The organism is Bradyrhizobium sp. USDA 4506 (genome assembly GCF_054058795.1).
Genome location: NZ_JBSSBM010000002.1, coordinates 262424 through 283710, shown reverse-complemented (window position 1 = coordinate 283710; position 21287 = coordinate 262424). Strand labels below are relative to the sequence as shown.

Sequence of the window (21287 nt, the reverse complement as noted above, 5' to 3'; positions counted from 1 at the left end):
TCGGAATGGGTGCGCGCCGTCAGCCTAGAACACAAGCTCGAGCGCTGAAACTCAAGTCAGCCGTGTTGCCAGGCTTTGCTCGATTCACAGATGTTGCCCACCATTGATCGGCACCTCGGCCCCCGTCACATAGCTTGCGGCATCCGAACATAAGAAGTAGATGACCTCAGCCACTTCATCGGGGGTTCCCACTCTGCGCAGCGGGATAGTTGGCACAAGACGCGCTTCTGTATCGGGCGACAACATGTCCGTTCTGATCTCGCCGGGCGCGATCGCGTTCACGCGAATGCCATGCGGCGCATAATCGTGGGCCATTTCGCGTGTAAGACTCGCAAGCGCAGCTTTTGACGTCGCATAGGCGCTGCCGGCAAACGGGTGCACACGCGAACCCGCGATCGACGTCACGTTGACAATCGATCCTGACGCGGCCCTTAGCTCGTCAAATAAGCCCTTCGCCAGCAGAATCGGGGCCACCAGATTCAGATGGAACACCCTCATCCAGGTTTCCGTTGAAGTCGTCAACGACGTCAGCCGGTCACCATCGGGTGTTTTCGGCGAGATGCCGGCATTGTTCACCAGCGCGTGCAAAGGTGCACCAGCCAGGCGTTTCTTGACCTCGGTGATCAGGCGCGGCAGCATTCGATGATTGCTGAGGTCGACCTGGACATGATCCTCGCGGCCGGACTCCCACGGGCACCGCTCGCCGTCGAACGGTTGGCGCGCGCAGGAAATGATGCGCCAGCCCGCTTCCGAAAACAGCTTGGCAGTGGCATGACCAATTCCGCGCGATGCCCCAGTCAGCAGCATCGCCTTCTGTTCTCTCCGATGGACGCGAACTTTATCAGAGTGAAAGCGACAACCCAAGTGTGTCTGGGGCGGCGGACCTCCGACCAGATCGTCATTCGGCTGATCGAGACCCACGCCCGCCTCCTCTCCTGTAGCGCCGCTGGTGAACGCGTAGCAGGAATCGGGCCACCGCGATGCACGCAAAGGCGCTCCGGTTTTGCGTCCTAATGTCGCGCACGCCAAACGCTTGGCGGATTCTAGACATGTTGCGTGTGCTTTGCGACAGCGACGATGCATCACCTACACAATCCCGGCAGCCCACTTGGCCCACTGCTTGGCGCAACCGAAGGGGCGAGCGGATGAACAGCGTCCATCGCCGAGACACGATTGGTCAGGATGACGAAGCCGCCCAGCTAGCCGCGTCGATGCGATCGAAACCTCATGTACCAGCTCCGCACGTTAGGTTTTTGTCGTAACTGATATCGACCTCATCGCAGCACATCGCCACGCCGATTGGTTGCAGGATCACGAACTGGGACACTTGATGTCCAGTCCAAGATCATCGATCCCGAATGAGTCAGTCCGCGCGAGCGAGTGCCCGGCCGCCGCAACAGACTCGCCGGCTCAACGTAGAAGCTTTCGAAAACTTAATCTGCGATCAGCCACCGCGAAACTTTCACTTCCGGTGCACGCGAGGCAAAGCCGATCTTCACCCGTTTAGCGCGGTGGCAATACTTTAAGGCCGCTCTTGTCGCGCTCGAGCTTCAGCGGATCGCATTCCGCCGCCGTATCTTGCTTTTCTTCAGTGCAAGGGCGCGTTGAAGCGTTGGTTTGAGCGACCAATTGCCGCCCGGAAACATAGTGGCAGTACTGCTCGATGCAAAAAGCGGCCACCAGGTCGATGAGACGGGTTACGACTGTCATGAAGCCACGAGCTCTTGTGAGGGTTCCTCAATCAAGATCAATCGGCTCGGATCATTCAAATCGAACTCTATAACGCGTGGCGCAAAGAGGCGCGCATAACGCGTAAAAGCGCTCGTCGGGGGGAAACGGATCACAGTGTCACATCGCGCAAGGAGATACATTTCGATGAGGGCGGAAACGCCGCCCCCGGCTCCGAGCGCCGCACTGTGCAACGGTCCGGCCTGAGGCGCCTGGAAGCGCTTTGGGATCGTGAAAACATCGGGAAACAAAGCCGACACCTTCTCAAGGACGAGCGCGCTATCCGTGCACAGGAAAGGCCTGACAGGTTTCGCATGCGGTAACGCCTTGGCCTTGTCGATGGCATTACAGACCTGTTGCAAGGCGCGCTCCGGATCAGCCCAGTAGGGTGCATGCCCCATGATATCCTCGCCGTTGCCGTGCCGAACATGAATGCCGATCACGCTGTACGGTTCAAAGTGCTCCCGGAAGATGGCATCGATCCGTGCCTGCACTTCGGGTCGCGGCTTGATGCTCCGAAAGATCTCACGTTCAGCCTCCTCGTCGCAGCGCCACATCAGGCAGGCGTCACACACGACCGTGTTTGCATCGCTATCTTGCTCGCTTTGGAACAGTTGATCGAGTTCGTCGCGTTCCCGGAAAACCTGCTCGTCCGGTCGATAGGCGCAGTCTATGGTTGGCTTATTCCACCATGCCGGAAAGAACGGTCCCGGAAATGTGCGCTGATTGATCTGGTCGTCGCAGATCACCCGTACGCCAGCAATGTCTTGAACTGGTTCGAAGAAGACTGGAAAGGCGTTGATGAATGGTTGATCGAGATAACAGGACCCCCGCCAATCTATGACCAGGTTCCGTCCGGTCCGCTGCGCAAAACGCCAAGCTGCAGCCAGCGACCACAAGCAGTCGCCCAACCCCGTACGTCGTCGGGAAACAACGAACCGCTCATTTTTTGAACCACCACGCATCTGCATTGCCTCCTTCCGGGCTCCTGGTTGAACAAGAGACGTCATTGGAGACACCTCACATATGATCTCCGCCGATGTTATGGTCGGCGCTTGTGCTGCTCGCGGGTTGCGTCGGTAGAACTTCATGCAGCGCTATCCTCGTAGCGGGTTCTCTCAACGCGTTGCCTCTTTTCTTCCATTCAAAGCTGTTGCGCCGATATACCCGATTTCAGCCGGATGCCTATTGTGCCTGCTCAGCCTCGGCCTGGCCTCCTGTCCGTGGAGGCATAGCCATGGCCATACCAAAATCGCCGGTTATGCTTTGTCTTGCGCTTTACTGCGGACGCAAGCAGCGCGCCGCGGATGCAGCCGAACGCTGCGCTGCTCCCACACGAGCCGCAGTTCCTTCATGAGATCTTCACGCTTGGGCTGGTCCAGCATAGTTGTGTCAAGAAGCCAGCCCAGCGACGCCTCCCCCTCAATCCGCATCAGCAGGTCGAAGAGCTCATGCGAGATACGCATGCTGTCGCGATCCGAATGTCCCATACGGATCTCGCAGACCGTTTCCTGACGATCTTCCGCTGTGTGGGAGCGAATACGATGAAGGGATGCGTACGGAGGCAATGAAACGCTCAGTGTACGCCAATCCTGCAGCGCTGCCGCCCGCTTCTTCACGAGGAATGGCCCAACCACAAGTCCGTCCAGATCAGTCGTCAAAAACGTGACGATGGCGTCTGAAACGGAATCCACGATTGGCTCGGCATTGTTGTTAAAGGACGTGTTTAGAAGAACCGGAACGCCGGTTCGCTTCTTGAATGCATTAATGACATCCCAATAGGCAGGGTTTGTGTTGCGCGAGACCGTTTGCAGCCGAGCAGTCCCATCGACGTGCGTGACCGCACCGAGCACGCTATGGTGGGCTTCACGCACACGAACCACGAAGTTCATAAAGGGAAACTCCCGCTTGCCGCCTGGGAGCTCAAAGAACTCACCTGCATCCTCCTCCAGCACTGATGGCGCAAACGGACGATAGCCCTCACGCTTTTTGACCATCGCGTTGATCCGGTTCTTGTTTTCCGCTGGCCGCGGGTCGGCGAGAATGCTACGATTGCCAAGCGCACGTGGCCCGAACTCAGAACGGCCCTGAACCCAACCGATCACAGCGCCATTTGCCATCCAGTCGGCCGCACTGGCTGCGATATCATCACTGCGTTGGATATCGAGGTGGCCGGACCATGCATTGAGCTCCTGTTCTACCGCTTGCTCGGTCCCGAGATCGGGCCCCCAATAGACGTCCGCCAATCGCTCGCGCGGCGCAGGCCGGCCCAGCTCGTTTGACATCATCAATGCAGCGCCGAGTGCGCAACCGGCGTCGTGCGCCGCGGGTTGGACGAAGATGTCGTCGAAAAGCCCGGAATAGAGCAGCTTACCGTTCACCGTGCAATTGTGGGCTACTCCTCCCGCCAGGCACAAACGCTTCATGCCCGTCGCTTCGCGATGGTACCGCAGGATGTGAAAGACGATCCGCTCGAGCGCTTCCTGCAGCGAAGCGCTGACATCTCGATGCTGCTGCGTGAATGGCGTTCCTTTTCGCCGGACCTGCATGCTGCGGATCAAGGCGGGACCGATTCGATCCAGGTGGACACGATAGCCACCATTGTCCAACAATTCGTAAAACTGCGCGAAGAGCTCGCGATAGAGAGCAGGGTCACCATAGGGGGCAAGCCCCATCACTTTGTACTCATCGAACAGCCCGTAGCCGAGATAACGGATCGTCTCGAGATAGAACAGCCCCAGAGAGTTATGTTCTGGGAAGCTTGCGAGCTGAGTGATTTCAGTGCCGGTCCCCACCGCCAGCATACCTGAGAGAAAATCTCCGCCGCCGTCGACCGCAAAGATCAGACTTTGGTCAAATCCAGACATCGCAAACGCGCTCGCCGCATGTGCTTCATGGTGATTTACGAAGGACACGCGCGACGCATCGACCTCGGCGCCGAACTCCCGTGCCAGCAGCTGCCGTAGCAACAGTTTGGCGTCCAACGGAACGGACTGAGAAACGAACAGCCGCTCGAGCATGGTATTGCAGTAGGTTTCAGTCGCGTAGAACGCGATGCGGTCGATCTCGCCAAGCTCGACTCCTGCAGTTGAAAGGCAGTACCGGATCGAATTGCTTGGGAACTTGTTCGAGTGCTTGACGCGATTGAGGCGCTCCTCTTCGACGGCAGCAATCACACGGCCATCCCGCACCAGAACCGCAGCGCCATCGTGCAGAAATGTATTGGGCAGCTCGGGCGAGCTTTCATAGATTCTGTCCAGACCGCCACTCACTCCCAGACACAACATCTCATTCTCCATTTGATCACGGCAGGAAGACCACCAGCGGTTCCAACTAACTCGTCTGTACTGTCACGCGACCTCGACCGCGCGCCAGGCAGCACAACCAAGGCTTCTGCGAAATTCGTCCCGACGCCCAGCGGCTCAACCCGTTGAGGTACTGGGCGTCCCGCACCCATCGACCAAAGCGGCAGCAGTACACCCGGCTTGATCAAGTCCTTCCAAAATCATTGCAGTCCTGATCGCAGCTCGCGCCTCGACCGGTTCGGAGCGCTTGGCACAATTCGTCAACGCAGCAGGCGACGCCGAAGCAATGCCGTCGACGCGAAGAACGGCAATATCGCGTACATGCAAAGCGCACTAACGTGGAAGGCAGCGCTGACGCTGACCGCGCGCTCAAGCATCGCTGGGCGAATGAGGTCAACCGAATGCGCGAGCGGCAACAAGCCGGCGAAGTGCTGAAATGAGCTCGGCAGTTGGCTCATCGGAAAGACCGCGCCACACAGAAACACCATGGGTGTCAGGATGAGCGTCTGGTAAAACACGAAGTAGTCGTAACTTGGCGCAAGCGATATGACGACCATCGCCAGACTTGCGAAGACAAGGCCGGTTAGGGCGACCGTCGGCATTGCATACAAAATCGACAGCCAGGATGCATAACCCAGCGCTGCAGCGACAATTCCAATCGCAGCTCCGGCTAGAACGGACTTACTGGCCGCCCACACCAATTCGCCTAGAACGATATCGCCAAGCGTGAGCTGTGTGGACAGGATTGCTTCCCAGGTGCGCTTGGCATCCATCCGAGCAAAGGCGGCATACAAGGTTTCGAAGGTAGCGGACGTCATGGCGCTGGTCGCGACCATGCCCGCTGCCAGAAACGCGATATACGAAGTCCCCTCAACGCGGCCCACGATTAGCCCGAGGCCAAAGCCAAGGCCAAACAGGTTGGTTATGGGATCTGCCAGGTTGCCGAGAACCGATGCAAGTGCGGCTTTCCTCCACGCCAGGAAGTTTCGACGCCATACCGCGATCCAGTTGTACGCGTTAGCGGGCATCAGCGCCGCATAACTTTCACCCATCCTCATTTCTCCATCTCGCGTCCGGTCAGCCGCAAAAACACGTCCTCGAGATTCGGCGGCCGCTGCAGAATCCGAAGACCCGCTCGCCCGCGCAGTTGCACACGTACCTGCTCCGGATTCAGCGCATAACAAAAGAGCGTCTCTCCACTCACTTCGATGTGCCGCGCATAAGGCCTGATCAACTCACTGAGCTCATGTGGATCACTGCCGTAGATCTCGATCACGTTGCATCCGATATGCTCGTCGATTAAGGCGTCCGGCTTGCCTTCGGCGATCTTGCGTCCACTCTCGAGCACGCACAGCCGATCGCATAAGCGTTCGGCCTCTTCCATGAAGTGAGTGGTCAAGAGGATCGTCTTGCCACGCGCAAGCAGAACGCGCAGGCGCTCCCAGATTAGGTGGCGCGCGTGCGGATCCAGACCGGTTGTGGGCTCGTCCATTACGAGCAGATGCGGATCATTGATCAGGGCACGCGCCAGCGTCAGTCGCCGTTTCATGCCCCCCGACAGCTCGGCGACGCGTACGTCCTTCTTGCTTTCGAGACGCGCAAACTCCAGCAACGCGGGTACGACAGCATCGATCTTCCGAGCGCTCATGCCGAAGTAGCGGCCAAACACCAGCAGGTTCTCTCGTACGGTGAACTGGAGTTCAAGGTTATCGAACTGCGGCACTACTCCAATGCGCACACGCGCGACACGAGCGCGTGCAGGCACGGGCTCATTGAGGACTGAAATCTTGCCTGCGTCCGGCGAGATCATCCCGAGGAGCATACGCGCGATCGTGCTCTTGCCGGCGCCATTCGGCCCGAGCAGGCCGAAGCATTCTCCGCGCGCAACCGAGAACGACAACTCGTCGACGATGATCTTATCGCCAAACGACTTTCTTACGCCGGCAAGGTCGATTGCTGCGCTGGACATGTTCATACTAGGCCGACAGAAGTCGTTCAGTCGACGTAGGCTTCGTTACGGCCGCTTTGGTCCACAGCAGTCCGTCGCACCACACGTGCTCCACGCGTCCCCATTGGCAGGCGGCGGCAGCATTCGGGAAGAATCCTCGCCCATGAAGGTTGGCGCTCGTATTGCAAAGCAGCGGAATGCCCGTGAGCTGCTCAAACTCGACCAGCAGCTCCGCGATTTTGTGCGGAGAGTTGCGGGCAACTGTCTGCAACCGCGCAGAGCCATCCAGGTGGACGACAGCGGGGACCTTATCGCGCCACTCCGCACGAGTCTGGTGATCGAACAGCATATAAGGATCCGGCGTCCCGGGCTCGAAGATGTCTGGCGCCCGATCCTCCAGGCAAATCGGCGCCACCGGCCGGAAATGCTCACGGCGCTTGATGTCGTTGAGATGATCCTTCATTGCCGGCGAGGTCGCTGCTGCAAGAATGCTTCTACCGCCCAACGCCCGCGGCCCAAGCTCGGCGCGTCCCGAAAGGAAGATTACGGGCTTGTTGTCGGCGAGGATGGCCGCGAGCTCGCGGAGAGTGCATGGCGCAGCCTCCCATTCTGACGGCTTCTCGCTGGCCTGCAGCGCCGGACCACTGTAGACTGACCATCCCAATGGCCCGAACCCATTTTGCGCCGCCCTTCCGCTGCAAGCAGCGCCAATTGCCGAGCCGCTGTCATTTGGGAATGGCGGCACCCAGACCTCATCGAACAATCCCGCCGCGCGAAGCGCACTGTTCCACTTGATATTGAGCCCGCACCCCCCGGCCACACATAGGTTTCTCGCGCCCGGAAGCGACGAGTGCCGTAACAGTACCATCGCGATTTCCCGAACAAGAAGACGTTCCAGGAACACATGAAACGACGCTAGGACGTCCTCCGCTCGCTTGGCCGTCAGGCGCAGTGCGCTCGCCTCGAAAAACTCGTGCACAGCTGCAAGTGACGCTTCCGCATTGTTGATGTCCGCGCGGTAGCGACGCGCCTGCTCCGTATCCCCCGCGAAGCGCTTTTCGTAAAGCTCCTGAAACACTGACACGATAGCTTCGTCGACAGAGCCAAGTGCGATATAAGCCATCAGCTTTCCGGCGATGCCCAAGTCCCAATTGGTGCGGTTCGGCTGCCTATAAGGCCCGAAATGAAGGCCCGCAGCCGCATAGGCATGACCGATCATCGGAAACAGGCAGGCAATGAGCCGCGCGCCCCGAGGTTCGACATAGTAAAGACGTGGGAAAATGCAGCCATCCCAAACCAGACAGAACGCGGGTTTTCCGGCACTGGCAAAGGGGCTGGTGCTATATGCTGAGGCGACGTGACCCGTGACGTGCGGGTAACTCTTATAGGGAAACACCTTGCCGCCGAGGATCAGGCCATAGCCATCGACGGCATCAAGAAGGCCTTCAGCATGGCGCTCCACATATGGCGCCCCTTTCAGCGCAATCGGCACCGCCCCACTGAGAACCTGGAACTGCGACTCAATCTCCCCATCCCAGCCGTCAATGACGAATTGATCAATGTCGCGTGGATCCAGGCCATGCTCAGCCAATGCGAGCACAACTGCATCAAGGTTATCGACGGATTGATAGCGTGGATTATTGCCGCGCTTTTCCTGCTCGGTGCAGAAGACGAGCTGCCCGTCCTCGACCACAGCAATTGCCCCGTCGTGTGTTAACTTGATACCGCAGATGCGCATACGACCCCCTGGCCTAATGATCTAACTTTGTTTGTTCTGACGAGTTGGTCGGCTGCCGGAACAGGACGAGCAAGCAGTCTTCGTTGACCGACTCAGTGTGGCAATGCAGACGCTCGACTTCGGATAAACTCTCATTGAAGAGGGCAATCACCGTTTCAGCACCAGCAGCATGACCCCAGCGTCGACACGCGGCCTCACGCGCAGATCCGAAAACCAGAGCGCCTTTGGGTGCAAGCATACTCACCAAGTTGCGTATGGCTGCGTGCATCTGGGCGACGTCCTTGAGGTAGTAGAGAACCTCAGCTACGACGATCAGATCGAACTGCTCGGCGGTCGAGAACTGTTGAATGTCGCAGGTTATCCACGTGATATGTGTCCATCTCTTCGTCCGTTGGCGCGCTCGCTCAATCGCCTGCGGCATGACATCGACCACGGTGACCCGTTGGCAGTGAGGCGCCAGCATTTCGGTGAATGCGCCGGCGGCACATCCGACTTCGAGGGCATGCGCAATATCTCCGTTGCAGCGCGAGAGCCGGAGCATTTGCGCGTATCGCCCCTGCTCGAACGAGTTGCTGTCGAGACGCCATGGGTCGTCGACGGCCAACTCGCGCTCCAATAGCTGGTAGGTCTTGTCCGGTGTCACGGGTCATGCAGCCTATTTGTAAGCGGTCGATCGATCGCGACCGCAAACACGCTCGGTCGCGGGCAAGCTCGATGGACGGTGCGAAAGCCCGGGCTTACGAATTGCGCCAGAACTCACCCCACTTCTTGCAGAGCTTATCCCGGTGGTCGCGTGTGGGATGACAGCCTTCGTTTCTCCTTCGGTTGTCACATTGACGACTTTGCGCGACAGCCAATCGCTATTGCTCAATGTGCAAAGCGCATAGGCTTTTAGCGGCAGCAAGAGAAAGACGTTGATGGGCGTGTGGAGCGAGAAGCCGAGAAACCGCACATCGCGAGCACGGAACGCTGCCACACTGCACCGCACCATCGTCATTGCCGCAATCGTCAGCAACGTCCACCAGGCGATCGACCCGCCGATGACGAACTGTGCGAGCGCAGCCAATGATGACAAGGCGAGAAGCAAGGGGCCGAGATTCTGTCCGACAACGTCTAGCGTGAGATAGCCATCGAGCTCGGGCAGCAGGCGCAACGCAAGAAATGTGTCCCGAAAAGTACTGCGTGCCCAGCGAAGTTGCTGTCGCAGATATGGCCCCAGACTGTCAGGTACCACTGTTGCCGCGATCGCGTCGGGGACATACTCGGTTCGAAACCCCGCCTTGAGCATGAGGATCGTTAGATGACGATCCTCGCCGAAATCACTTGGCTTTCCACGGAAGAATTGCGTTTCGTATTGATCAAGCAGCAAGGCGAGCGCAGAGCGACGATACATGGCACATGGACCACAGCAGCACATCACCGCACCAAAGCGAGCCTGCGCCGCGCGCTCCTCGTTGCAGGCTAACCAGTATTCCATGTCGATCAGCTTGGTCAGCCAGGTCTCGTTGCGATTGCTCGCTATCAACTGCCCCATGGCCGCGCCGACGTCGGCGTGCTGCATCTTCAATACAAGCTTCGTGACCACGTCAGCGGCAAGTATCGTATCCGAGTCGACGTTGAGGACCAGATCGCCGGAAGAGCTGCGTATCGCAGCAATCTGCGCCTTGCGCTTTCCGACGTTCTTGGCCAGCAAAATGATGCGAAACCTCGGATCGTTCGCATAGATTTTGTGCACGGGCCCCACGAGATCGCGATTTGCGGATCCGTCGTCGACCACATGGACCTGCAGCTTTCCAGCGTAGTCTTGGTTTGCAATCGACGCGAGGCATTCAGCGAGTGTGTTTGGGTCCTCGTTGAAAGAGGGTACAATGACATCTACGCTGGGTAGAGCCACTTCGGCTTGTCCGGGGTCGTCCCGCAGCGGTGCGGGGCTGGCCGGCCGAGCGTAAAGCGCTTGCGCGCTCTTGTAGATGGTCGAGAGCAGCGCATAAGACGAAACGGCGACGGCGCTGGTTGTAGCGAGCAGGTCCATGGGGGTGCCAGTTTTGTTCAGTGAAGTTGAGGAAGCGGATGGATTTCGAACCCGCGCCGTTGGAGTGCCGGAATCAGATATGACAGCGCCCTCACCGTCTGATCGCGCGAAGTGGCATCCGTGCACGATCCCTCCTCGCCCGGAGGATATCCGTCGTGCAGGAGCACAATTGCGCCCGGTCGAATAGCCGCCAGCACTGAGCTCACGATGCGATCAACCCCAGGGCGCGCCCAATCTCTCGGATCGACCGACCAGTGCACGGCTGCGAGACCAGCCTTGGCTGACGTAGCAAGCACGTCTTGGGTCCATATGCCGTAGGGTGCCCGCATGTGCCTGGGCAACGCCTGCGGGCAAGCCGAACGTATCGCCCTGCTCGCCGTTAGCACCTCATCGTGTACCTCTGCTGGTTCGCATCTGGACAAGTCGGGATGGGTCATCGTGTGGTTTGCAACCTCGTGCCCTTCGGCGACCATTCGTCGAATGAGTTCAGGTTGATTGGCCACGTAGGTGCCGATAACGAAGAACGTCGCAGGCACCCGATGTTGCGTCAGCACATCGAGGACGTCCGGCGTGCAGAAGGGGTTTGGCCCATCATCGAAGGTCAAGTAGACCGAGCGAGTTCCGCTGACGTCACCATAGTTGCGCCGCACCGCGGACAGGGGGATGAATTCGTTCACAGCTCGGGCCCGTTCCGATCGATAATCGTTCCGGCAGGCCACTCGCCTATTGGGCGTTCAAGGGGGAACACCACCACGAGGACGTCTTCGATGCGGATCGGCGACAAATTGGGGTAGACATCCGGCTGGGTGGAGCGGACGCGAACGCCAGACATCAGGGTTGCCAACCCCTGCCTTCCGACTAGCCTGGTGAGATGCTTCTCAAGCGCGGGCCGGACCGTGCCAAAGCCGAACGGCACCCCAAGCTGCTGCAGCGCAGGATACATCACGCGCATCGAGTGGCTGATTCCAAGTCCCTCGAGATCCGGACGCACGGCATATAGTCCGAGTTCGGCCACGAGAAGATCGACGCCATCAATCTTGATGAAGCGGCGTAGTAGGCCGATGTGCGCAGCGACGCCGCGTGCGTCGTAACCGATTGCGCGGAGTTCAGGCCGTGCACCGGCCCAACTTCGATTACCTTCGAATGGCTGCGCATTGAACGCACCGGTCGGCCCGTAGCTGTTACGGAAGAAGTCGGCAAGCTCGGCATGATCGGCGAGCTGCAGCTCGTTTTCCCAGCGAAGGCTCCACTGGACTTGAGTGCGCGCGGAAGGCTCTTCCGCAGACCGCGACACGGCAATATTCATGGCGTACTTCCCTGCGCCAGTCGGCGTGAGAGCGGAGATGGTCACGTAAGCAACTCGCTATTTGCCGAACCGGTGATCAATCTGAAATGCGCTGGCATGCGGCATCCGCGCTCGGCTCTCCTCGCAGACCGCGCGAGAGCAGACCGAATCGGAATGGCGGCCTCGTTGGCGGCAAGACGATCTCGCACCTCGCGCGCATCTTTCCGGCCAATGCCATGGTCGAAACATGCCCGGACGTCCCAACGAAGCGATTGGATTGCCCGGAGCCTGTCTGCGGCATGAAGGCGCTTCGCCTCGTCCAAGATCAAGATCGGCGCTGTCGCATCGCGGGGCAGGCCATCGATGCGTGAGAGCTCATCGAGGACACACCCGACTGGCACCAGATCAACTTCGGTTCTATGCATCTTCGACGCGCCTTGAATTGCGATAACTGCGATGAACGGGCGCGCCATTTGGCCAGTCGCCGGAGATATTTGGCATCCGCAATCTGCGCACGCCGCTTGGTCGCGACACTAAGGTGAGGCTGAGCACGCTCTCAAGTGTACGCGGGTAAACCGCCGATATGGAAAGGGTTGGCACACACATACGAAGGTTTATCGGGGCCTTCCTAGCGTCACATCGCGCGCTCGGCGCACCGGGAAGAGGCGCAATTCGCATGCGGCAGCGATATCCGTTTCCCAAACTGATTCGGCGGGTGCTTGCACGTCCAGGAGTCTTTCTCGGAGCCCGCGTACGACCAGCAGCCATCGTGGTATGCCTAATTCATTTTCCAAACTGATGTTTGCTATCCAACATTCCGCAATTTGGTAAAATCGATTGTTTCGATAGAACACATCCACACGATGGATAGACTCACAACATGCGGTTCAAGGGACTAGATCTAAACCTTCTCGTTGCGCTCGACGCTCTGATGACGGAACGCAATCTCACAGCGGCTGCGCGCAAAATAAACCTGAGCCAGCCCGCTATGAGCGCTGCGATCGCGCGGCTGCGCAGCTACTTTCGCGATGAATTGTTTACGATGAGAGGTCGCGAGCTCGTCCTGACACCCGGCGCGGAGGCGCTTGCGGGTCCGGTACGCGAGGCCCTGCTGCACATCCAACTTTCGATCATTTCTCGGGACGCGTTCGACCCGGCTCAGTCGAGCCGACGCTTCAGGGTCATTCTCTCCGATTTCATGACAATCGTATTTTTTCGGAGAATTGTCGATCGTATCGCACAGGAGGCACCTGCGGTGCGGTTCGAACTGCTGCCATTTTCCGATGAGCCTAGTGAGCTCCTCCGCCGCGGCGAAGTCGATTTTCTCATTCTACCGGAATTGTTCATGTCGAGTGCGCATCCTAAAGCGACGCTATTCGACGAGACTCTCGTATGCGTGGGATGCCGCACGAACAAGCAGCTATTGAGACCACTTACATTCGAGAAATACAATTCTATGGGGCATGTTACGGCCAAGTTCGGACGGGCGCTGAGGCCCAATCTCGAGGAATGGTTTTTGCTCGAGCACGGCTTGAAAAGACGCATCGAGGTCGTTGTGCAAGGCTTTAGTCTGATACCGCCCATATTGCTGGACACGAGCCGGATAGGGACAATGCCCTTACGTCTCGCCAGACACTTAGAAAAGCGGATGCCCCTGCGGATTGTGGAGCCACCGCTTCCCCTGCCCACTTTCACCGAGGCCGTGCAGTGGCCCGCGTTCCACAACACCGATCCGGCGAGCATTTGGATGCGGCGGATATTGTTGGAGGAAGCATCCAACATAGCATCTGAACATCGGGAGCCCCCAACGCGCAGGCGCGGCTAGATTCACGCCCCCGCAGATGCAAAATATCCTAATCAATCATTCGACGGCTTGGCCGGCTTCCTCATTTTAACTCCCGTGCGGCCACGCTGCAATGCGCGCGCGATCCGGCGATGGACTGCGAGGGCTTATCAGCTCGTGGCCGCAATGATCTCGCAAAGTGCGGTTTAGTGCCTTGTCCTGCAAGCAAGGTCCGGCAGCATCGAAGGACGCGCGTTTTCGAGTACGATGGTTTAGCGAACCCAATTAAATCGCTTGAACCCGACACTGCGTCAGGTTGTAGTTTGCCTCCCAACGCTGCGCTGGCGGACGTCGATGGGGCGAATTGGGCGAACTCGTGGCTATGACGGGATAGGCACCTACGCTGGTCTGCCGGCGGCAATTTGACCAGGTTGAGTTGCGAGTGTTGTCGGAATTGACGAGTTCGCTAGGGTTGGCGCTCCCCACGGGTCCAGCCGTAGGTCGTCGCCCTGCTCGCCATTCTGCGGTGATCCGCGAGCTACATTTCGCGATCACACGGCAGGAACAGAGTTGATTCGGGCGAGCCGATGATACCGCTTCAGAAGCAGCCGCTGCCGAACATTGTATGCACCGTGAAGATGATCGCGTCGGATAATTAGATATGCGTTTCAAAGGCCTGGATCTGAATCTTCTCGTCGCCCTTGATGCTCTAATGGCTGAGCGCAGCCTTTCCGCAGCAGCGCGCAAGATTAACCTCAGTCAACCAGCCATGAGCGCGGCCGTTGCCCGGCTGCGCTCCTATTTCCGCGATGAGCTGTTTGCAATGAGAGGCCGGGAACTTGTCCCAACCTCACGCGCAGAGGGACTGGCGGCTCCCGTTCGCGAGGCTCTGATGCACATCCAACTCTCCATTATCGCGCGGGATGCGTTCGACCCGGGACAATCGAATCGACGATTCAGGATCGGCCTTTCTGATTTCATAACGGTCGTGTTCTTCCGACACGTCGTCGAGCGTGTCGCACGAGAAGCACCGGCCGTCAGCTTCGAACTGGTGGCGCTCGCCGATGAGCACGATGAGCTTCTCCGGCGCGGCGAGGTCGATTTTGTTATTCTCCCGGAACTGTTCATGTCCAGCGCGCACCCGCGGATAGCCCTATTTGAGGAAAGGCTCGTGTGCGTAGGCTGCGGCACGAACGGCCGGCTACGGCGGCGGCTTACATTTGATCAATATATGTCGATGGGCCACGTTGCGGTTAAGCTCGGAGTTGCGCGTCAGCCTCCCATCGAGGAGTCTTTTTTGCTCGATCGCGGCCTCAACCGACGCGTCGACGTTCTCGTGCAGAGCTACGGCATGATTCCGCCCATGCTGGTGGGCACGAGCCGCGTAGGGACGATGCCATTAAGGCTGGTTAAGCATTTCGAAAGGACGGTGCCCCTTCGGATTGCCGAGCTTCCGCAGCCATTCCCTACCTTCACCGAGGCGGTCCAATGGCCTTCCCTTCACAACAGCGATCCGGAAAGCATCTGGATGCGAGAGATATTGGTGCAGGAGGCGGGTCGCATGACATCTGCTCCTGACGAGCACTCCATGATCTGCGCTTTGGAGCAGCCGGAGACTGAAGCAAGCTTGGCGGGACCTGCCTCGCGGCTATCGTAAGGACGAACTTGTATCCGGCTGCATGTCTCGACAGCTGCTCCTGCTTAAACTCGTTCTTTGCTTATGAACGTCCCGCAGTCTTGCTGCCCGGTCGGCCATCATGACGCCGTTGCGAGACTCCCATATTGGTACCACGCCGCACATGACGGCGGCGGCTCACGCCGCCTGCTGCGTTGCCTTAGTTGATCACGCATCAGAGACGGAACACCACGCACTGGACGCTCAAGCCAGGCCCTTGCGTTGCAAGCGGAGCCTCGCCTAGCGGCCTCATATACATGACTAAGATCAGCTCGGGGCTCGCCGTCTACCCTCAGAGCCAGTAGTACTCCTAATGCCCGGATCCGATTCGCTTCCGCTGAGCTTCACATGACGCACAGCCAGCGCAGCGATTGATTTACGCAGATAGCGGGAATCGCTCGTGCGATTTTGCAAGACACCGCGCACCAGTGTTGCCTTGTCGCATCACCTTAAAGCGCTCTGCATCTTCATCGCGCTGCGCCGCCGGACTGACTTCTTTTGGCCCTACCGCGGTCAAACGCCTTGACGACGTGCGCTGCCTTGGCGCAATGACCAACAAGGAGCTAAACGTTGAAACAATACAGCGGCATATTCGATCCGGAAGAGCTTTCTGTCTTGGGAAGACTTTTTGATCGCGCAATCACCGCGCTACCCCCGTCGATGCGAACCCCTGAAAATCGAACAGCCGTCGCCAAACTCATCTTGGAGCGTACAGCGATCGGCGAGTCTAGACTGGCATGCCTGATGAACTTGTTGGTCATGATTTCCCCTCAGGGTTGATCGCCAGCCGTTCTGAGGATAGTGACCATCTCTTACGCTGGAATGGAAGACGATCCAGCTAGAGCTTTGAAATAGCTTGAATCATACGTGACGTCAGGTTGTAGGCTTTGAAATTGAACAACATGAGCAAAGCTACACCACGAAGGCGTCGATGGCGCATTGGCGAACTTGCAGAGGCGACCGGAGTAACGGTACGCACGCTGCATCATTATGAACACACGGGTCTCCTAGCCGCATCAGAGCGTACGGACGGCGGCCACCGGATGTACGATCGTGAAAGCGTTCAGCGGGTTCATCAAATTCGCGCGCTACGTGAGCTTGGCTTTTCCCTTCACGAGATCCGCAAAGCGATGGAGGGCACCACTTCACTCATTGACCTGCTGCGCAAGCATTTGGAGCGGATCGAACTTCAAGTCGCCCGAGCGACCCTGTTGCGAGATCGCTTGCGCGACATGACGACGGACAGTGAAATCCAGGTAAGTGTAGATGAGCTGCCTGCCACTTTGAATGCCATGTCTCGGGTCGAGACACGCAGTCAGGCGTCCCGATGCACATGCAAGTTGGCTGCAGAGCGTGAGGATCGGTGGCGGCGGATCCGCGACGAACTGCGTGATTGTATGGATCGGGGCGAACACCCTTGCGGCGAGCGAGCAAAGGCTGTCGCGGTTGCAGCGCGGTTGCTGATCGGCGAAATCGCCGGCGCTGATTCACGCGTTTCGACGATCCTGAAGGTACTCGCGCGGTTAAGTGCCCCCCGCAGTCTGGCGGGTTGGGACCCCAATCTCATGCAGTATCTCGATCTTGCGCTTGCCGGGCTGGAGGATCAGCCGTACTGACAGCTTGGCGGACGGACGCGCGCAGGAATGCCCGTCGGTCTCTGTCGTCAAGATGAGAACGGGATGAGGCCTCGGTAGCTGGCTCTGATGCGCGGCGGCTGAGTTGTGCGGCTCAACCGGACAGATCTTCCCACTTTGCCTCGTCGACCCTTGCGCCGACGCCATGTCAGACACTTCCTCAAAAAGGGGCTTGAACCGTACGTAACGTCAAATTGTAGGCTCTACCGTGGCTGCGGTGTGGCTGAGCTGACGCGAAAGACTTCGCTTGGCAGAATCAACCGCATCGATATCTGCAAGCAAGTCGGGCCGCAAATCCCGGCAGCTGGTGAGCATTGGAGCTCTATAATGTTGGGTAGGCGTAACGCTTTAGCTGCAAGTGCAGCACTGCTCTTCTGCGCCCTCGGTTCGGCTACGCGCGCCTCCGACGTCAATATTGCCGTGGCTGGTCCCGTGATCGGACGCGGCGCTGCGTTTGGCGGACAAATGCGCGATGGAGCGGCTGCCGCCGTCGAGGTCCTGAACGTGTCGGGCCTACTTCCCGATACCAGGCTGATATCGACTGTCGTCGACGATGCTTGCGATCCCAATCATGCCATCGCAGTTACGAATCAGCTCACAAAAGAGCGCGTCCGACTGCCCGTTGGTCATTTTTGTTCTTCTTCGTCGATCCCAGTCTACGACGACGTAGCGGACATCGTTCAAGTGTTACCTGGCTCGACAAATCCTCAGCTAACAGACCGCGGCCTTGAGGCGTGGTTTCGGATCTGTGGCTGCGGCGACAAACAGTGCTTCGTTGCAGCTAAGTACATTCACGGGAGCCAACATAATCATACGATCGCAGTTCTCGATAACAAAAGCGCGGCAGGTAATGACATTGCCGACGCGGTTGCGGCTCAGCTTCAGAGATCCGGTGAATACATCATTCGCCAACGCTATGTAGCCGGCGAAAAGAACTACGCGACGCGGATATCAAGATTGAAGATGGACGGGGCACGGCTCGCTTACATCGGCGGCTATCTTACCGAAGTTGGACCGATCGTACACCGGCCATCAGAATCAGGTGCCGGCCTCATCATTACGGCGAACGATCCGCTGATGACCTCTAATTTCCGGGTCATTGCCAGCACTGCCGGAAACGGTGCGTTGTTCACCTTCATGCCCGAACCAGGCGAGAATACCAATGCGGCCGGCATTGCGACCCGCCTCAACGCGGCCAACATGTCCGCCGATGGTTACATGCTTTACGCCTATGCAGCCGTCAAAGCCTGGGCAGATGCAGTGAAGCGGGCTAGCTCTTTCAATTCTGCACGAGTCACCGACGCACTTCGTTCGAGGCCGACCGATACCGTGATCGGTCCGGTCCGATTTGAGTCCAACGAGACAAAGCGGCTCCTGGTTTTCTCGTTTCCCGCTGGCGCGTCGGACATGTCGAAGACGTCCAGCAGAACTGATCGTGGCCTCACGTAGCCTCCCACAATTCGACCAGTGGCACAGATGATAAGACGTCCTCACGACCTTGGTGCAACGATCCTCGCGTGCACCCTTGTACTCGCGGTCTTCGCAGCACTTTTCGCGTTCGCCGCAGCGCTCGCAGAGCTGCCTGATGTCGATCCGCTGGGGGATGAGTTGCGTCCGATGATAGACAAATAGCACCCGTGCCAACCCTCAGTGTTGCAACTCTCGACCTTGGCAAGCCTGTCTTGATAAGCTCAATGGTTACTCCCTTTGGTTCACCGGTTCTTCCTCAAATAGGCTCCCCATGCCGTCTGCAGCAGCTCGGCGGTGTCACAAAGTGCTGGCAGTTCTTTCCGACAAACATAGCCATGAAACTCAATTTGCACCGACAACTTCCCCCATCGGGCACGCATGCTGACAAATGCACTTGCGCGCTGCAACCTACGGGTTGTCCCGCGTCGGGCGGAACACTACGAACTGCGCGCGACAAAACGATCAACTGCCGCTCCGGCCGAACCGATCTCCATGAGGCTTGTGTCAACCCTGCTATCAACTCGTTCCCGCTGGCCGCCGCCTTAATTGGAGGCTCGTCGCTGCCCTCGTACAGCAATGCCGATGCGCAGGGGACGGCTCCGCCTTGGGGCGAGCCGCCAAGCCGCCCGCAGCGATGTGCCAATCGGGACGATTCGCACGATTCAAAAATTTTTCAACAACAATGTGATCAGCCATGCCATCGGCGTCCGTATCTTTGGGCACCGTTTTGCCTTCGAGGACAACCCTCGGCCTATCGGGCTTGAAAGGCGGGAAGTTGCAGCAGACTTCGCTGAACTCGAACCTTCTGGAATACCTTCCGACCCAAGCTTCGTGTTGGCGTCCGGCAGACGATTTCTCATTGGGCATCTCCTCCAGTTGGAGCGCAAGTTCTGCCCCAAGAAGGGCGGACAGATGAAGCGGCCGAGATTCACGGAGGAACAAATTATCGCGATATTGAAAGAGCATGAGGCTGGTGCGAAAGCGGCCGATCTAGCTCGCAGACACAGGACCTCCGAAGCGGCGATCTACAATTGGAAAGCCAGATTTGGCGGCATGGACGTTTCTGCGGCCAAACGATTGAAGGCCCTGGAAGAGGAGAACGCGAAGCTAAAGTTGCTTCTGGTCGAACACATGCTCGGTGTGGCGGCGCTTCGCGAGCTCCTGTCAAAGTAGCGGTCAGACCCGCCATCTGCAGATCCTGGCGACCCAATCAGATCGTGCAAACTCAGGGCACCGCGTCCAACGAGAAAGATCAGGAGCGGGTCAAATAACGAACCGGCCGTTCTTTTGCGCGACGGCATCAGGCAACCAGGACTCCTGTTCCACAAAAGGAGATGATCAAGTGAAAAGCAGCCTCCCTTCAAGACTAACGTGCGGCATTTTCGACCATTTGGACGACGACGGCCGCGATGTCGCGCGGCAATACGAAGATCGCCTCAAGTTGGCGGAGGCGTGCGATTCTCTAGGCTTTTACGCTTATCACTTGGCGGAGCACCACTGCACACCACATGGCAGAGGGCCGTCCCCGAACCTGTTTCTATCAAGCGTCGCGCAACGCACCCAGAGACTGCGTGTTGGTCCGCTGGTCCTGTTGCTCAACCTTTATCATCCTTTGCGCGCATTCGAAGAGATCTGCATGCTTGACCAATTGAGCGGCGGCAGGCTCGAGCTCGGTATCGGGCGTGGCTCCCTGCCCACCGAATGGGGCTATTTCGGCATCAGCGCGGACGCGGCGCCAGAGCGTTATGAGGAAGCCAGCGAAATCCTAAATGCCGCGCTAAAGGGGCATACGCTTTCCTATCACGGACGTTTTTTTGAGCTGAGCGAGATACCTTTGACCATGAGGCCTCATCAGCATCCGTACCCCCCGACCTGGATCACGAGCAGCCGGGCCGAGTCGGCGGAGTGGGCTGCTGCAAATGGCGCCAATCTGGCGTGCCCAGGCCGCTCCTCTGCTGTCCGAAGCATTACGAATGCGTTCCGCTCCCATCGAGCGCGCATTACAACCGCGGACGATCGCGAGCCGTTTATTGGTTTGCTCCGCATGGTCGTGATCGCGCAGTCTGACCGAGACGCCCATGCAACAGCGGACACCGCGTATCAGCGATGGCTCGAGAGCTTTAAATTCGTTTACGAGCTGAACGCCATTCCGACACCACCTACCCTGCCGCTGACCTTCGAAGCAGCGCTCGAGAGCGAATTATGCGTCGTCGGAACACCAGCTTCCGTCCGACAGATCCTTCTTAACCAGATGGAGGAGGCAGGTGCAAACTACCTACTTTGCCAGCTTGCATTTGGGAACCTTCCGCTGGAAGCTTCTCTATATACCGCAACCACAATTAGATCCGAAATCATCGCTAGCTTTGGCTGACAATGACTATCGGATGTGGGCGCCTCCGAGGAGCTGACCTTCATTTATGATCGGCCGTTATACCGAACGCGTGCATTCAGGACCTCCTGCCTACTCAGTAGGAGGTCCACAGACCGATGAGGACCGGATCGCCTCGATCACCATCATGCCGAGCTTTCGGCCGATGTCGCGGCGGTGACGTGAACTGACTTGGAGAGCGGCGCATGACAAGCCAACTCTATTCATATGCGGTTGGCATCGTGCGTCATCCAGAACAGGTCGGCCACGGTCGCGCGCGGCTATCCGCGAGCTGGATGCATACCATCAACACTTTCGATT

17 protein-coding genes and 1 pseudogene are annotated in these 21287 nt (G+C 58.3%); 7 read left to right on the top strand and 11 right to left on the bottom strand.

Annotated features, from left to right (window positions below):
- Positions 1 to 84: 84 nt before the first annotated feature.
- The 11 genes from ACVIHF_RS03785 to ACVIHF_RS03735 form a co-directional block, all read right to left on the bottom strand.
- Positions 85 to 921 carry an SDR family NAD(P)-dependent oxidoreductase gene (locus ACVIHF_RS03785; RefSeq protein ID WP_456791684.1) on the bottom strand — a complete coding sequence of 279 codons (837 nt, stop codon included), beginning with the start codon at positions 919 to 921 and terminating at the stop codon, positions 85 to 87.
- A gap of 582 nt (positions 922 to 1503) precedes the next feature.
- Entirely contained in the window at positions 1504 to 1710 is a 207-nt protein-coding gene (locus ACVIHF_RS03780; RefSeq protein ID WP_456791683.1) for a hypothetical protein, read from the bottom strand.
- On the bottom strand, positions 1707 to 2819 hold the full coding sequence (locus ACVIHF_RS03775; protein WP_456791682.1) for a nodulation protein NodZ: 1113 nt from the start codon (positions 2817 to 2819) through the stop codon (positions 1707 to 1709). The genes ACVIHF_RS03780 and ACVIHF_RS03775 overlap by 4 nt, the downstream gene beginning before the upstream one ends.
- 168 nt (positions 2820 to 2987) lie before the next feature.
- Positions 2988 to 5015, bottom strand: a complete 2028-nt coding sequence (locus tag ACVIHF_RS03770) for a carbamoyltransferase family protein (RefSeq protein WP_456791681.1) — start codon at positions 5013 to 5015, stop codon at positions 2988 to 2990.
- A 278-nt stretch (positions 5016 to 5293) separates the two neighbouring features.
- Positions 5294 to 6085 (bottom strand): ABC transporter permease, encoded by a 792-nt coding sequence (locus ACVIHF_RS03765; RefSeq protein ID WP_310880975.1) that lies wholly within the window; start codon positions 6083 to 6085, stop codon positions 5294 to 5296.
- A 2-nt stretch (positions 6086 to 6087) separates the two neighbouring features.
- Entirely contained in the window at positions 6088 to 7008 is a 921-nt protein-coding gene (gene nodI / locus ACVIHF_RS03760; protein ID WP_310880976.1) for a nodulation factor ABC transporter ATP-binding protein NodI, read from the bottom strand.
- Position 7009: 1 nt separating this feature from the next.
- A complete protein-coding gene (gene nodU / locus ACVIHF_RS03755; protein ID WP_456791680.1) occupies positions 7010 to 8719 on the bottom strand; it encodes a nodulation protein NodU in 1710 nt (569 codons plus the stop codon).
- Positions 8720 to 8732: 13 nt separating this feature from the next.
- Positions 8733 to 9323 carry a nodulation methyltransferase NodS gene (gene nodS / locus ACVIHF_RS03750; protein ID WP_456791679.1) on the bottom strand — a complete coding sequence of 197 codons (591 nt, stop codon included), beginning with the start codon at positions 9321 to 9323 and terminating at the stop codon, positions 8733 to 8735.
- Positions 9324 to 9374: 51 nt separating this feature from the next.
- Positions 9375 to 10751, bottom strand: coding sequence for a chitooligosaccharide synthase NodC (nodC, locus tag ACVIHF_RS03745; RefSeq protein WP_456791678.1), 1377 nt, complete (start codon positions 10749 to 10751; stop codon positions 9375 to 9377).
- 17 nt (positions 10752 to 10768) lie between these two features.
- Positions 10769 to 11428: a chitooligosaccharide deacetylase NodB gene (gene nodB, locus ACVIHF_RS03740; RefSeq protein WP_456791677.1), complete on the bottom strand. Its 660-nt coding sequence runs from the start codon at positions 11426 to 11428 to the stop codon at positions 10769 to 10771.
- A complete protein-coding gene (locus tag ACVIHF_RS03735) occupies positions 11425 to 12057 on the bottom strand; it encodes a NodA family N-acyltransferase (RefSeq protein ID WP_456781556.1) in 633 nt (210 codons plus the stop codon). The genes nodB and ACVIHF_RS03735 overlap by 4 nt, the downstream gene beginning before the upstream one ends.
- A gap of 859 nt (positions 12058 to 12916) precedes the next feature.
- Here ACVIHF_RS03735 and nodD1 point away from each other — a divergent pair.
- From nodD1 to ACVIHF_RS03700, 7 genes and pseudogenes are all read left to right on the top strand, one after another.
- Positions 12917 to 13861, top strand: a complete 945-nt coding sequence (gene nodD1, locus ACVIHF_RS03730; RefSeq protein ID WP_456791676.1) for a transcriptional regulator NodD1 — start codon at positions 12917 to 12919, stop codon at positions 13859 to 13861.
- 619 nt (positions 13862 to 14480) lie between these two features.
- A complete protein-coding gene (gene nodD2 / locus ACVIHF_RS03725) occupies positions 14481 to 15476 on the top strand; it encodes a transcriptional regulator NodD2 (protein ID WP_456791675.1) in 996 nt (331 codons plus the stop codon).
- Between the two features lie 588 nt (positions 15477 to 16064).
- On the top strand, positions 16065 to 16274 hold the full coding sequence (locus tag ACVIHF_RS03720; protein WP_310885128.1) for a hypothetical protein: 210 nt from the start codon (positions 16065 to 16067) through the stop codon (positions 16272 to 16274).
- A gap of 122 nt (positions 16275 to 16396) precedes the next feature.
- Positions 16397 to 17110, top strand: a complete 714-nt coding sequence (locus ACVIHF_RS03715; protein ID WP_456791674.1) for a MerR family transcriptional regulator — start codon at positions 16397 to 16399, stop codon at positions 17108 to 17110.
- A 345-nt stretch (positions 17111 to 17455) separates the two neighbouring features.
- The gene (locus tag ACVIHF_RS03710; protein WP_456791673.1) at positions 17456 to 18577 is read left to right on the top strand and encodes a branched-chain amino acid ABC transporter substrate-binding protein; all 1122 of its coding nucleotides are present in this window, start codon (positions 17456 to 17458) and stop codon (positions 18575 to 18577) included.
- Positions 18578 to 19510: 933 nt separating this feature from the next.
- Positions 19511 to 19768, top strand: a pseudogene (locus ACVIHF_RS03705) (transposase); the annotation flags it as partial.
- 172 nt (positions 19769 to 19940) lie between these two features.
- Positions 19941 to 20969 carry an LLM class flavin-dependent oxidoreductase gene (locus ACVIHF_RS03700; protein ID WP_456791672.1) on the top strand — a complete coding sequence of 343 codons (1029 nt, stop codon included), beginning with the start codon at positions 19941 to 19943 and terminating at the stop codon, positions 20967 to 20969.
- The last annotated feature ends 318 nt before the right edge of the window (positions 20970 to 21287 follow it).

What these genes read in the sequence shown, in the direction of transcription:
- ACVIHF_RS03780 (WP_456791683.1), bottom strand. Translation starts at nt 1,710, where the DNA reads ATGACAGTCGTAACCCGTCTCATCGACCTGGTGGCCGCTTTTTGCATC.
- ACVIHF_RS03775 (WP_456791682.1), bottom strand. Translation starts at nt 2,819, where the DNA reads ATGAAGTTCTACCGACGCAACCCGCGAGCAGCACAAGCGCCGACCATA.
- ACVIHF_RS03770 (WP_456791681.1), bottom strand. Translation starts at nt 5,015, where the DNA reads ATGTTGTGTCTGGGAGTGAGTGGCGGTCTGGACAGAATCTATGAAAGC.
- ACVIHF_RS03765 (WP_310880975.1), bottom strand. Translation starts at nt 6,085, where the DNA reads ATGGGTGAAAGTTATGCGGCGCTGATGCCCGCTAACGCGTACAACTGG.
- nodI (WP_310880976.1), bottom strand. Translation starts at nt 7,008, where the DNA reads ATGAACATGTCCAGCGCAGCAATCGACCTTGCCGGCGTAAGAAAGTCG.
- nodU (WP_456791680.1), bottom strand. Translation starts at nt 8,719, where the DNA reads ATGCGCATCTGCGGTATCAAGTTAACACACGACGGGGCAATTGCTGTG.
- nodC (WP_456791678.1), bottom strand. Translation starts at nt 10,751, where the DNA reads ATGGACCTGCTCGCTACAACCAGCGCCGTCGCCGTTTCGTCTTATGCG.
- ACVIHF_RS03735 (WP_456781556.1), bottom strand. Translation starts at nt 12,057, where the DNA reads ATGAATATTGCCGTGTCGCGGTCTGCGGAAGAGCCTTCCGCGCGCACT.
- nodD1 (WP_456791676.1), top strand. Translation starts at nt 12,917, where the DNA reads ATGCGGTTCAAGGGACTAGATCTAAACCTTCTCGTTGCGCTCGACGCT.
- nodD2 (WP_456791675.1), top strand. Translation starts at nt 14,481, where the DNA reads ATGCGTTTCAAAGGCCTGGATCTGAATCTTCTCGTCGCCCTTGATGCT.
- ACVIHF_RS03715 (WP_456791674.1), top strand. Translation starts at nt 16,397, where the DNA reads ATGAGCAAAGCTACACCACGAAGGCGTCGATGGCGCATTGGCGAACTT.
- ACVIHF_RS03710 (WP_456791673.1), top strand. Translation starts at nt 17,456, where the DNA reads ATGTTGGGTAGGCGTAACGCTTTAGCTGCAAGTGCAGCACTGCTCTTC.